The organism is Sphingopyxis sp. (assembly GCF_016463645.1).
Classification (GTDB): Bacteria; Pseudomonadota; Alphaproteobacteria; order Sphingomonadales; family Sphingomonadaceae; genus Sphingopyxis.
On the sequence record NZ_JAEMQX010000008.1, the window covers coordinates 14,700 to 27,870 of the forward strand.

Below are 13,171 nucleotides of genomic sequence, written 5' to 3' on the forward strand. Positions count from 1 at the left end.
CTTCACCGCGCTCGCCTCATTCTCCGACCGGCCTTGCCTCCGGTGCAGCGACGAGTCGCGGGAAACCGCGTCGTTGTTTTTTTGATTTGTAACCGGTTTCACGATGACTGTATAGGGGGAAGCGACACAGACGGATGCAATCGGGGGCCAGCCCGTTTTTGGCCGAAATTCAGCCAATCCGCGTGACAATGTATAAGCAAACCCGACCGGGAAGGACGAATCATGCCGCCGATGACGCGCAACCTCACATGCCTGACGCTGGCCACCCTGATGATGGCGGGACAGCTTGCCCCCGCCCCGCTGTTCGCGAAGCCCGCGGCGAGCGCGGCGGAAAAGGCGCCGGCGGATTCCGCGGGCTGGACACGCCCCGATCCGAAGATGGACCGATTTATCGCTGACCTGATGGCCAGGATGACGCTCGACGAGAAGATCGGGCAATTGTCGCTACTGACGAGCGACTGGGATTCGACCGGTCCGACGATCCGCCAAGGCTATCAGGACGATATCCGCAAGGGACGGATCGGGTCGATCTTCAACGCCTTCACCGCCAAATATACCCGCGAGTTGCAGCGGCTCGCAGTCGAGGAAACGCGCCTGAAAATCCCGCTGCTCTTCGGCTATGACGTCGTCCACGGGCATCGTACGATATTCCCGATCTCGTTGGGAGAATCGGCGAGCTGGGATTTGAAGGCCATTGAAAAGGCTGCACGAATATCGGCAACCGAGGCCTCGGCCGAGGGCATTCACTGGACCTTCGCGCCGATGGTCGACGTCGCCCGCGACCCGCGCTGGGGGCGCATGTCCGAAGGCGCGGGCGAAGATGTCTACCTCGGCAGCAAGATCGCTGTGGCGCGCGTGCGCGGCTTTCAGGGCGACGACCTGAAACGCGTCGACACCGTACTCGCGACCGCCAAGCATTTCGCGGCTTATGGTGCCGCACAGGCGGGCCGCGACTATCATACGGTCGACATTTCCGAACGGACGCTGCGCGATGTCTATCTGCCGCCGTTCAAGGCAGCGGCCGACGCGGGCGCCGCGACCTTCATGACCTCATTCAATGAATATGACGGCGTGCCGGCATCGGGCAGCCATTATCTGCTGACCGAAGTGCTCCGCGAAAAATGGGGTTTCAAGGGCTTCGTCGTAACCGATTACACGTCGATCAACGAAATGGTTCCGCACGGCTATTCGAAGGATCTGAAACAGGCGGGCGAGCAGGCGATCAACGCAGGGGTCGACATGGATTTGCAGGGTGCGGTGTTCATGGACCACCTTGCCAGGTCGGTCGCCGAGGGCAAGGTCGACGTAAAGCGCGTCGACGCTGCGGTGAAGGCGATCCTCGAGATGAAGTACCGCCTCGGCCTGTTCGAAGATCCCTATCGTTATTCGGACGAGGCGCGCGAAAAGGCGACCATCTATCGCCCCGACTTCCTCGAAGCCGCACGCGACGTCGCGCGCAAGTCGATCGTGTTGCTCAAAAACAAGGACAATGCCCTGCCCCTCGCGGCGAGCGCAAAGTCGATCGCGGTGATCGGCCCGCTCGGCAACAGCAAGGAAGACATGATCGGCAGCTGGTCCGCCGCGGGCGATCGCAAGACCCGGCCGGTCACCCTGCTCGAGGGGATGCAGGCGCGCGCGCCGAAAAGCACGTCAGTCGGCTATGCCCAAGGCGCAAGCTATCAGTTCGCCGACGCCGGCAAGAGCGACGGATTCGCCGAGGCGATCGCGCTGGCGCAGAAATCGGATGTCATCATCGCGGCGATGGGCGAAAATTGGAACATGACGGGCGAGGCGGCAAGCCGCACCTCACTCGACCTGCCCGGCAACCAGCAGGCGTTACTCGAAGAACTGAAGAAGACCGGCAAACCGATCATCCTCGTGCTGATGAGCGGACGGCCGAACAGCATCGGGTGGGCCGACGCCAATGTCGATGCGATCCTCGAGGCCTGGTATCCGGGCACGATGGGCGGCCATGCGATCGCCGACATACTCTACGGCGATTACAATCCGTCGGGCAAATTGCCGGTTACCTTCCCCCGCAACGTCGGACAGGTGCCGATCCATTACGACATGAAGAACACCGGGCGACCGATCAATCCGGCGGACCCCAATGCCAAATATGTCTCGCGCTACCTCGATACGCCGAACACCCCACTCTATCCCTTCGGATACGGCCTCAGCTACACGAGCTTCACCTATTCGCCGGTGACGCTCGACAAGGCGAAAATCCGGCCGGGAGAGAAACTGACCGCTAGCGTGACGGTGACCAACAGCGGCGCGCGGGATGGCGAGGAGGTCGTGCAGCTCTATGTCCGCGATCTCGTCGGGTCGGTGACGCGACCGGTGAAGGAGCTGAAGGGTTTCGAGAAGATCAGCCTCAAGAAGGGCGAGAAACGGACGATCCGCTTCACGCTGAGCGACGCCGACCTTGCCTTCACGCGGCAGGACATGAGTTGGGGCAGCGAACCCGGCGGGTTCAGGCTGTGGGTCGGGCCGTCGTCGGCGGAAGGATCGGAAGCGTCGTTCGAGCTGACCGAATAGCATCGGGAACAAACTCGCGCCGCCGGTCTTGCCGCGACCGGCGGGCGGGTCTACCCGAAAGCAAGTGAATCCCGACGCCCCTGCCCCGCCCTCCGCGCTCGCGCCCTTTCGCTACCCGGCCTTCCGCGCGATCTGGATTGCGAACCTCGCGTCGAACATGGGATCGATGATCCAGTCGGTCGCCGCGGCGTGGCTGATGACCGAACTCACGAATTCGCATCTTCTGATCGCACTCGTGCAGGCTGGTGCGACCATTCCGATCCTGTTGCTCGGCATCTTCGCGGGCGCGATCGCGGACAATTTCGACCGGCGGCGTGTCATGCTTGCGGCGCAAACGGGAATGCTGATCGTTTCGGCGGCACTGACACTGACCACGTATCTCGATGCGATCACGCCGCTGAGCCTGCTGTTCTTCACGCTCGCGGTCGGATGCGGTACCGCGCTCAACGGCCCGGCGTGGCAAGCGTCGGTGCGACTGCAGGTCGGACCAAGGGATCTGCCGCAAGCGATCGCGCTCAATACAATCGCCTATAATCTTGCACGCAGCGTCGGTCCGGCGCTTGGTGGATTGCTGATTTCGATTGTCGGAACGGCAGCGGCCTTCGGCCTCAACGCGATCAGCTATATAGTGTTGATCGCCGTGCTGCTGCGCTGGCACCCTGAAACCGTGCCGCCGCGCCGGACCTCAATGTTGACCGCGATCGCCGCAGGCATCCGCTTCTGTGCGCATTCGGACCCGGTACGCCGCGTGCTGATCCGCGGTTTCGCCTTCGGCTTTGGCGCGACGGGTTTCCAGGCGCTGCTGCCGTCGCTCGTCCGCGACCGGTTGCACGGAACCGAAGTCATCTATGGGCTATGCCTCGCCGCCTTCGGTGCGGGGTCGATCTTCGGCGCGCTGTGGGTAAGCGCGGCGCGGCGGCGCTGGGGCAGCGATCGGGTGGTGACCGCCGCCTCGCTCGTCTTCGCCGCCGCGATGCTTCCCGTCGCCCTCACCGCCAGCCTGCCCGCGACGCTGTTGGCCGCCTTCGTCGCAGGTGGGGCGTGGGTGTCGACGCTGACGACGCTCAACGTCGCGATGCAGCTTCGCTCGCCCGAGGAAATCCTCGGGCGCTGCCTGTCGATCTATCAGGCGGTAACCTTTGGCGCGATGGCTCTGGGCGCCTATGTACTGGGGTTGATCGCCGACCTCGGCTCGCTGCCCGCTGCGATCCTCGGCTCGGCAGGCTGGCTACTGCTCTCGGCCCTCGCACTGCGCTTCGTCGCGCCGATGCCGCGGCGCGACGAAGGCAGATTGCTGCCTTAGGCGCGCGGTCTTCCGTAGCGTGCATAGAGTGCCGGCAGCACGAACAGCGTCAACAGTGTCGCCGAGATCAGCCCGCCGATGACGACCGTGGCCAGCGGTTTCTGCACCTCCGCCCCCGCCCCTGTCGCGAGCGCCATCGGCACGAAGCCAAGCGACGCGACCAGCGCGGTCATCACGACGGGACGGAGTCTCGCGAGCGCGCCGGCTTTTGCCGCTTCAGCGCGCGCTCTGCCTTCGGCGATCAGTTGCTGGACCGACGTCACCATCACCAGCCCGTTGAGCACCGCGATTCCCGAGAGCGCGATGAAGCCCACCGCCGCCGAGATCGAGAAGGGCATCCCGCGCAGCGCCAGCGCGAGCATCCCGCCGACGAGCGCGAGCGGGACGCCGGTGAAGACGATCGCCGCATCGCGTACGCTGCCGAGCGCGCCGTAAAGGAGCAACAGGATCAGCGCGAAGCACGCCGGAACGACGAGCGCCAGGCGATCGCGCGCCGAAGCGAGATTTTCGAACTGTCCGCCCCATTCGACATATTGCCCCGCAGGCAGGCGCACCTGTTCGCGGATCGCGCCCTGCGCGTCTTCGACGACGCTCGCAACATCGCGGCCGCGAACATTCGCCTGAACGACGATCCGCCTTTTGCCATTCTCGCGGCTGATCTGGTTCGGACCGTCGACGACAGCCAGTTCGGCGACGCTTTCGAGCGGCACGAAACTGCCCCCCGGGGTCGGCACCGGCACCTGTCCCAGCGCCGCGAAATCGGCGCGCGCGGCGTCGGGCAGGCGGATGGTGACCGCAAAACGCCGGTCACCCTCGAAGATCACCCCGGCATCGCGCCCGCCGACCGCCGCCGCGACCGTTTCCTGCAGCGCTGCGGCGGTGATGCCAAGCCCGGCCATCGCATCGTGCTTTGGCCGGATATCGAGCATCGGAAGGCCCTCCGTCTGTTCGACACGAACGTCGGTGGCGCCCTCCGTCTTCCGCAACACCGCCGCGATCCGGTTCGCGGTCGCCACCATCGCATTGCTGTCGTCGCCGAAGACCTTGACCGCAACATCGCCGCGGACCCCGGCGATCAGTTCGTTGAAGCGCATCTGGATCGGCTGGCTGATCTCGAAAGCATTGCCGGGAAGCCCGGCGAGCGTCTTTTCGACCTTGGCGGTCAGGTCGGCCTTCGACAGGCGCGGGTCGGGCCAGTCCTTGCGGTTCTTCATGATGATGAAGGTGTCGGAGATGTTCGGCGGCATCGGATCCGATGCGAGTTCGGCGGTGCCGGTCTTCGAAAAGACGAACTTCACCTCGGGCAGCGCCGCAAGCGCGCGTTCGGCGCGGAGCTGCATCGACTGGCTCTGGTCGACCGACGTCCCCGGAACGCGCAGCAACTGCGCAGTGAGGTCGCCTTCGTCGAGTTGCGGCAGGAACTCCTGCCCCAGCGTGACATAGGCCCCCGCCCCGACGACGAGCGCAGCAACCGCCGCGAGCATCGTCTTTCGCGGCTGCCCCATCGCACGGTCGAGCCCGGGTTCGTAGCGCGCGCCGAGCCAGCGCATGATCCGCCCCTCCTTTTCCTCGACCGGCTTCGACAGCCAGATCGCGAGCATTGCGGGAACGAAGGTCAGCGAAAGGACAAAAGCAGCGGCGAGCGCGACGATGACGGTCATCGCCATCGGCGTGAAGGTCTTTCCTTCGACCCCGGTCAGCGTCAGCAACGGCACATAGACGAGGATGATGATCGCCTGCCCATAGACCGACGGACGAATCATCTCGCGCGCCGCCGCGGCGACCACACCCAGCCGCTCGTCGCGATCGAGGGTGCGTCCGAGTTGATGCTGCCGCTCGCCGATACGCCGCAGCGCATTCTCGACGATGATGACAGCGCCATCGACGATCAGCCCGAAGTCGAGCGCGCCGAGGCTCATCAAATTCGCCGACACCCCTCCCTTGAGCATGCCGAAGCTCGTCAGCAGCATCGTGATCGGGATGACGAGCGCCGCGATCAGCGCCGCGCGGAAATTGCCGAGCAGCAGGAAGAGGATGACGATGACGAGCAATGCACCTTCGGTCAGGTTCTTCGCGACCGTCCTGACCGTCGCCTCGACGAGCCCGGTGCGGTCGAGCACCGGCTGGATGACGATATCGGTCGGCAGCGACGCGTTGATTTCGTCCAGCCGCCCGGCCACGCGGCTCGCGACGTCGCGGCTGTTCTCGCCGATGCGCATGATCGCGGTACCGACAACGACCTCGCGGCCGTTTTCGGACGCCGAGCCCATGCGGATCGCCTGCCCCGTGCGCACGCTCGCGACCTGATCGAGGCGGATCGGAACCCCGCCGCGCGTCGCGATTACCGTCTGCGCCAATTGTTCGGCTCCGCTGATACGCGCATCCGAACGCACCGCGAGTCCTTCACCATTACGGTCGACCACACCCGCACCGATCGCGCGGTTGTTCGCCTCGAGCGCGGTGGCGAGATCGCCGAGACTAAGGCCGAGCGCCGCGAGCCGCTGCGTATCGGGCACGACCTGATATTGCTTCACATAGCCGCCGATCGTGTCGACGCCCGCGAGGCCCGGGATCGGCTTGAGCAGCGGCGTGACGATCCAGTCCTGCGCGGTACGCAGATAGGTCGCCTTTTCGGCATCGGTGACCAAGCGGTCGCCCTCAGGCGTGATATAGCTGCCGTCGGGCTGCATCCCCGGTTCGCCCAGCTTGTGCCTGTCGTCCTTGCGATGCTCCATATGGACCGTCCACATGAAGACCTCACCGAGCCCGGTCGCGATCGGCCCCATTTCGGGATCGACGCCCTCGGGCAACGCCTGCTCGGCGGCGCGCAGCCGCTCGGCGACCTGGGCGCGTGCGAAATAGATGTCGGTCGCGTCGGTGAACACCGCGGTGACCTGTGCAAAGCCGTTGCGGCTCAGCGAGCGCGTATTTTCGAGCCCCGGGATGCCGGCGAGCGCGGTTTCGATCGGAAAGGCGACCTGCCGTTCGACCTGTTCGGGCGAGAGCGCGGGCGCGCGCGCGCTGATCTGCACCTGGTTGTTGGTGATGTCGGGAACGGCATCGATCGGCAGGCGGCTCAGCGCCCAGGCGCCGATCAGCGTCGCGATCGCGGTGAGAAGCAGGATGAACCAGCGCCGTGCGACGGCGAAATTGACGATGGAGGCGATCATGTCAGTGCCCCCCGTGCTCGGCTTCGCCCTTGGCGAGTTCCGCCTTCAGGGTGAAACTGCCCTCGCCGGCGAGGCTCTCGCGGCCCGACAGGCCGGTGACGGTGGCCACGCCGCCGACGCGCGAGCTCACGGTCACGGGGACGGCGCGGAACCCCTCCTTCGTCCGGACAAAAACGCTCGTCCGACCCTCGACGGTCTGGATCGCGCCGTCTGGCACGCTCACCGCATCGCCCGATGCGCCGGTCTGCAGCAGCGCGGTGACCGGCTCGCCGGGCCGCCAGACGCCGCCGCCGTTGTCGAGCAAGGCGACCGCAGGCACGAGGCGCGTCGCGGCGTCGAGGACCGGCGACACGAAATGGATACGCGCGGTGGCCGTACGCGCACCCGACCGGACCTCGACCGGGGTGCCGACGCGGATGCGCCCCGCATCGGCGGGGGTCAGCGACAGGTTGATCGCGACGCGGCCGAGATTGGCGACCCGGAACAATTCGGCGTCAGGCGCCACGGTCTGGCCCAGCACGACGCTGCGCGCCGTCACCTGCCCGCCGATCGGCGCAACGACGCCGATGCGGTTGAGCGCGCCGCCGCCGACGCCCGCTGCCGACACTTGCTGTCCGGCAAGGCGAAGTGCGATATTCGCCTCGGTCATCGCAGTGCGCGCGGCGATCAGGTCGCGTTCGGGCGAGACCTTGAGCGCAAACAGCCTTTCCTCGCGCGCAAGGTTCGAGCGCGCGAGATTGGCGCGCGCCTGCGCAGCCTCGACTTCGGCGCGCAATCCGGCGGCGTCGCGGCTCTCGATCACCGCAACGACCTCGCCACGCCGGACGCCCTCACCCAGATTGCGGTTGAGTGCGACCACGCGGCCGCCGATCGCGGCCGAGACAACCTGCGTTGCCTGCGGATCGCTTTCGATCGTCGCCGGCAGGCTGAGCACCCCCGTGCCACCGGTCGACGGGCGAACGAGCGATATTCCCGCCGCCGCGATCTGTTTGGCGGTCAGATGGATTTCCCCTTCGGCTTTCCGCTCTTCGGCCTTTTCGGCGGGTGCCTCAGCCTGCTGGCCGCAGCCGGCGAACAGGAATGCAAGTGCGAGCGGCAGCGCCGCCCGATATTTCGATATCGTCATTGGATTTCCCCTTCGGCGGGCAATCTGACCGTCAGCCGCTCGAGGCGAGCGACGGCATCGTGATAGGCGGCGCGCGCGTCGATGCCGGCGCGGCGCGTGTCGAGCAGCGTACGTTCGGCGTCGAGCAGGATGAGCTGGTCGAACTTGCCCTCGGCATAGCCGATACGCGCGATGCGCGCGGCCTCGGCCGCGGCGGCCAGCGCCGGTTCCGACGCCCGCACCGCCGTCGCCGCGCGGTCGCGCTCCGCCTCGGCGGCGGTGATCGCCCGCTCGGCTTCGAACAGCGCGATACGGCCTTGCGCGTCGGCGCGGTCGCGCTCGCGCGCAGCCTGCGTCACCGCCGCCTTGCCGCCGTTGAACAGCGGCAGCGGCAGCGAGACTCCGAACACCATCGCCTGATCATTGCTCGCCTCGAGCCGCCGCGTGCCCGCGGTCAGCGTGAGATCGGGTGCGCGCTGGCTGCGCGCCAGCCGCAGCTCCGCCTCGGCCGTCGCGGCATCGGCGGACGCGGCGGCGAGCGCGAGCGTTCCGCGGACGTCGACCGGCGTAGCCGGTCCCTGCCCCGTCGCCGCAGCAACGTCGAACCAGCGCTGATCGAGCGCCGAGCGGGCACCCTCGCCGACATATTGCGTCAGCGCGACGCGCGCCGCGATCGCGGTCCGCAGCGCGGTCGCGGCGTCGGTGGTCGCACGGACCTGTTCGAGCGCCGCGCGCTGTTCGTCGATCGGCGAATTGGCCCCGACCATCACCCGGTCGCGCGCGATGCGCAGGTTTTCGGTCGTGATCGCAACCTGCGCCTCGGCGATGGCGGCGCGGCGTTCCGACGCGATCGTCGCGACATAGGCCTCGGTCACCGCCAAGCGCCGGTCGGCTTCGGCGACCGCAAGGTCGACATGGGCACGCCGGATCCTCGCGTCGGCGACCGCAATGCGTGCCGATCGCTTCCCGCCGAGTTCGACGGGCATGGCGAACGCGACTGTGGTGTCCGATTCGTCGAGTCCGCGATAGGGTCCGGTGCCGAGCGCATTTTCGGTGTCGACGCTGACCGACGGATTGGGGCGGAGCCGGGCGACCCCGCGCCCGGCCTGCGCGGCCGAGACGCCGGCTTCGGCCGCCTGCGTCAGCGGGGTGGTCTCGCCGGCGTCGGCGAGCGCTTGATCGAGCGTCAGCACCTCGCCGTCCGCAGGCGGGGGCGAAGTTTGCGCCTGCGCCGAAACGGCACAGAGCGGAACGGCCAGAACGGCCGCAAGATATGCTTTCATTGGGGATTATCCTGAACAAGCCAAAATCAGCCGCCGGGCGGACCGGCGGCGCGGGCTGGTTCAGGCGATCGGCGGCCTCAGATCCGCATGCGGAATCAGCTGGGGTACGAAATCATGGCCTGCGGCGAAATTGACGCCGTGAAGCGGCAGGCGTGCCGCCATATGGTCGTCGGCGACACTGCCGACCTGATGATGCCCGTGGCAGCCGCCGTGATTGTGGAGTCCCATCTTGTCGGGATCGTTCGCGGGTTCGCCCTGCGTATGCCCGGCGTCTTCGGCGCAGGATTCGGCCGCGACCGGTACCGGCGCCTCGGCGGCATGCACGACGCTTCCCAGCCCGATGGACAGGGAAATGAGCAAGCCGGTCAGGAAGCGCATGAGCGTCCGCATGCCGGGCCTATAGGGCGGCATGCCGACAAAGTCACGCGATGCTGTGGTCATCTTCCGCCGTTTCAATGGTGAAGCGGCTATTGGAAAGCTGCAATTCGGCACTGCAATGATTGCATGCCGCTACCATTTGAAGGTCATGGCCGCACGGACGGTGGGTCAGAAGCAGCGGCGGACCACGCTCGTCAGCGAACCATTTGTCGCCCCATTGCAGCAGCGCGAGCAGCACGGGGTAGAGATCGCGTCCCTTCGCGGTCAGGCGATATTCGACGCGGTCGGCGTGCGTCGAATAGGGCACGGTTTTCAATATGCCTTGTCGAACCAGCCGCTCGAGACGGCCGGTCAGGATATTGGTCGCCATCAGCGTATCGCGCTGAATGTCGTCGAAGCGGTTGATACTGGTGAACATCGCGCGGATGACGAGCGTCGCCCAACGGTCGCCGAAAAGCTCGATCATCGTGTCGACGAGCGGACGGCCGCCGGGGCGCCGCGCCCCGACCTCGCCGTTGAAGCGGCGGCGCTCATAGTGCGGGACGACCTGCGCCAGCCCCGGTCCTTCGCGCCAGTCAACGTCGCGCGGATCGATTTCGGCACGGCAATGCGCGCACGCCGGGACCGGCTCGGTCGCGTGGCCACAGGCCGCATGGTGCAGGCGGACCTGGAAATCGCGGCTGCCTGCTTCCCATCTATGCTGCCAGCGAAGCATCATAAGGCCGTTGGGGAACTGGTCGCGGCCTTTTGGGGTCAGGACGTAGTGAAAGCCGCGTCCGCCCTTCTTGGGTACCTTGGCGAGGCAATCCTCATCGACGAGCTTCTTGAGCCGGCCATTGACCACCGAGCGCGCGAGGCCCGTACGCGCAACGAACTCGTCGAAGCTGTGAATGCCGAGGAACGTCTGTTCCATGATGAGCAGGACCGGCACGTCGCCCACGACATCGAGCGCGCGCCAGATTGAACAGGCCCTGATCGTGCGGTCGTGTTTCAAATCAGCCGTCCTTGTCTCTCCTCGCCCTAGACCACAGGGAATATATCGACAAGGCTGGGCACCTCCGCGATAGAGGACGGCCAAAACCGTCCTCCCCGCGACATCAGAAGCGCCCGGTCAATTGTACCGCGATCGTCCGCGGACGATCGACGATGCCGTTGTAGGCATTGCCGGCATTGCGGGTGATCGTGGTCGCGAGCGGCATCGAGCTCGCAGTCTGCAGTATGCGCTGGTTGGTAAGGTTGCGGCCGATCAGCGCGACTTCCCAACGGTCGTCGACCTGCGCCAGCGCGAACCGCGCCCCCAACTTCACATAACCGTCCTGATGCGTGCGCGGGTCGAGGTTCGCCGACGCGATATAGGAGGAAGAGAAGTCGGCGTTGACGTTGAACGCGACCTTCATGTCGCTCGTCACCGGCGTCGTATAATCGACGTTCAGATTGCCCGACCATTTGGGGCTGAGCGCGTTGCGCTTGCCCGAATAGTCGCAGAAGCCGTTCGCGCCCGGCGTCTGCAGATAATAGCATTGGCCGTCGGTAAAGTTCGAGAATTTGAAGTCGAGATAGGCGACCGCACCGCTGATCGTCAGACCGTCAGCGACTGCCGCACGGAAATCGGCCTCGACGCCCTGCGTGCGCGCTTCTGCGGCATTGCGGACGTTGAAGTTCAGCGTGCCGTCGAAGATGTTGACCTGAAGATCCTTATAGTCGGTCCGATAGACCGAGAGGTTGAAAGCGACGTTGCGGCCCTTGTATTTGAGGCCCGCCTCGAAATTGTCGGCGCTTTCGTCCTCGAACTCGAACGCCCCGGGCTTCGCGACGGTGGTCGATGTCGGCAGCGAGTTCGAACGGATGTCGAAGCCGCCCGCCTTGGTGCCCTTGGCATAGGAGGCGTAGAGCATCAGATCGTCGGTCGCGTCGAACTGGACATTGACCATCGGGTTGAAGCTGTCCTCGCTGATCTTGCCCGAAATGCTATGCGCCTCGATGTTGAGCGCACGGAACACCGCCGCGACGACCGCGGCCGGCGCGGTGCTGAGCGGTCCCTGCACCACGGCGAGCGTGCGGCTCCCGCTCTTCTTCTCATGGTTGAAACGCGCGCCGGCTGTGATGCGAAGCTGGTCGGTGACCGAAAGCTCGCCTTGCGCAAAGCCCGAAATCAGGTCCGATTTCTGCGCATAATCGCGGTCGTTGCGCGTGTCGCCGAGCGCGTTGAATGGCGCACCGAGCGCGAGGAAAGTCGGGTTGAACAGGGTGAAGTCCTGCACGTCGAGCTTGGCGTGCTGATAATAGACGCCCGCTATATAGTTGAACGCCTCGCCGCCCGGTGAAGTCAGCCGCAGTTCCTGTGAAAACTGGCGATAATCTTCACGCAGGTTGGTGCCATCGAGGAAGCTGATTCCCGAAAAATCGACGTCGACGATTTCGCGCGTCTTGTAGTCGAGCAGCGACGAAACCGAGGTCAGCGTGTGCTCGCCTAGTTCAAGATCGGCATTAAGCGTCGCACCGAACACCTTGTTCTTGCTCTCATAACCATTGTCCTCGCGGACATAGTCGGGATCGGTGCTTACGAAGAAGGGGCCTTGGAAGACGGTGTTGTAATTGCCGACCGCACCGAACACGTCGCGCGGCTGCCCCTTCATTTCAAAGTCGGCATATTCGAGCTTCAGTTCCGCGGCGAACGGTCCGCCGCGATCGAGCTCCAATTTGCCGCGGAAATAATATTCATCGACGTTCGGTTCGTCGCGGTCGAGTTTCTGGTTGTAGAAATAACCGTCCATCGAGCGGTGATAACCGACGACGCGCGCCTCTACGCCTTCGGAGAGCGGCCCCGAGAGAACCCCGGTGAGCTGGAACTCCTTGTGGTTGAATTCATAGAGGCCGCTGACCGAGCCTTCGAATTCGTCGGTGGGACTGCGCGTCGTGATGTTGACCGCGCCGGCGATGGCATTCTTGCCAAAAAGAGTCGGCTGCGGCCCGCGCAGCACCTCGACGCGCTCCATGTCGACGAGCGGCAGGCGCGAGAGCTGGTCGCGGCCGTAATAGACACCGTCGACGAACATCGCGACCGACTGTTCGAAACCCTTGTTGTCGCCCGACGCGATGCCGCGGATCGCGATGCGGTTGGCGATGGCGGTCTGGGTGATCTTGAGGTTCGGAACCGACGAGCTGATCTGCTCGAGGTTGGTCTGGCCATAGGCCTCGACCTGCTTGCCGCTCACCGCCGAGATCGAGATCGGCACGTCCGACAGCCCCTCGGCGCGCTTTTGCGCGGTGACGATGATCTCCTCAAGCCCGCCCTGATCCTGCGGCGCGGCGGCGTCCTGCGCGAATGCGAGCCCCGGCGCGGTGAGCGCGGTCGCGGCGAACAGCATGGCAAAGCCGGTCTTCATAATCT

8 protein-coding genes are annotated in these 13,171 nt (G+C 65.5%); 2 read left to right on the forward strand and 6 right to left on the reverse strand.

All coding sequences use genetic code 11. The features are described 5' to 3' along the window. Positions 1–222: 222 nt before the first annotated feature. Together bglX and JHC57_RS03840 are read left to right on the forward strand one after the other, a co-directional pair. A complete protein-coding gene (bglX, locus tag JHC57_RS03835) occupies positions 223–2,541 on the forward strand; it encodes a beta-glucosidase BglX (protein WP_294028721.1) in 2,319 nt (772 codons plus the stop codon). A gap of 64 nt (positions 2,542–2,605) precedes the next feature. Further along, positions 2,606–3,844, forward strand: coding sequence for an MFS transporter (locus JHC57_RS03840; RefSeq protein ID WP_294028722.1), 1,239 nt, complete (start codon positions 2,606–2,608; stop codon positions 3,842–3,844). Here JHC57_RS03840 and JHC57_RS03845 read toward each other — a convergent pair. The 6 genes from JHC57_RS03845 to JHC57_RS03870 form a co-directional block, all read right to left on the reverse strand. Beyond that, positions 3,841–7,014, reverse strand: a complete 3,174-nt coding sequence (locus tag JHC57_RS03845; protein WP_294028723.1) for a CusA/CzcA family heavy metal efflux RND transporter — start codon at positions 7,012–7,014, stop codon at positions 3,841–3,843. The genes JHC57_RS03840 and JHC57_RS03845 overlap by 4 nt on opposite strands. Position 7,015: 1 nt before the next feature. Next, complete coding sequence (locus JHC57_RS03850) at positions 7,016–8,140, reverse strand: efflux RND transporter periplasmic adaptor subunit (protein WP_294028724.1); 1,125 nt, start codon at positions 8,138–8,140, stop codon at positions 7,016–7,018. Continuing rightward, positions 8,137–9,402, reverse strand: a complete 1,266-nt coding sequence (locus JHC57_RS03855; RefSeq protein ID WP_294028725.1) for a TolC family protein — start codon at positions 9,400–9,402, stop codon at positions 8,137–8,139. Before JHC57_RS03855 ends, JHC57_RS03850 begins: the two co-directional genes overlap by 4 nt. 60 nt (positions 9,403–9,462) lie before the next feature. After that, positions 9,463–9,792 carry a hypothetical protein gene (locus JHC57_RS03860; protein ID WP_294028726.1) on the reverse strand — a complete coding sequence of 110 codons (330 nt, stop codon included), beginning with the start codon at positions 9,790–9,792 and terminating at the stop codon, positions 9,463–9,465. Between the two features lie 31 nt (positions 9,793–9,823). Beyond that, a complete protein-coding gene (locus JHC57_RS03865; protein ID WP_294028727.1) occupies positions 9,824–10,774 on the reverse strand; it encodes a winged helix-turn-helix transcriptional regulator in 951 nt (316 codons plus the stop codon). Positions 10,775–10,877: 103 nt separating this feature from the next. Further along, positions 10,878–13,166 carry a TonB-dependent receptor gene (locus tag JHC57_RS03870; protein ID WP_294028728.1) on the reverse strand — a complete coding sequence of 763 codons (2,289 nt, stop codon included), beginning with the start codon at positions 13,164–13,166 and terminating at the stop codon, positions 10,878–10,880. Between the last annotated feature and the right edge of the window lie 5 nt (positions 13,167–13,171).

Bases quoted from the DNA above. Each gene is read 5' to 3' on its own strand.
- bglX (WP_294028721.1), top strand. From the start codon at position 223: ATGCCGCCGATGACGCGCAACCTCACATGCCTGACGCTGGCCACCCTG.
- JHC57_RS03845 (WP_294028723.1), bottom strand. From the start codon at position 7,014: ATGATCGCCTCCATCGTCAATTTCGCCGTCGCACGGCGCTGGTTCATC.
- JHC57_RS03850 (WP_294028724.1), bottom strand. From the start codon at position 8,140: ATGACGATATCGAAATATCGGGCGGCGCTGCCGCTCGCACTTGCATTC.
- JHC57_RS03855 (WP_294028725.1), bottom strand. From the start codon at position 9,402: ATGAAAGCATATCTTGCGGCCGTTCTGGCCGTTCCGCTCTGTGCCGTT.
- JHC57_RS03860 (WP_294028726.1), bottom strand. From the start codon at position 9,792: ATGCGGACGCTCATGCGCTTCCTGACCGGCTTGCTCATTTCCCTGTCC.
- JHC57_RS03870 (WP_294028728.1), bottom strand. From the start codon at position 13,166: ATGAAGACCGGCTTTGCCATGCTGTTCGCCGCGACCGCGCTCACCGCG.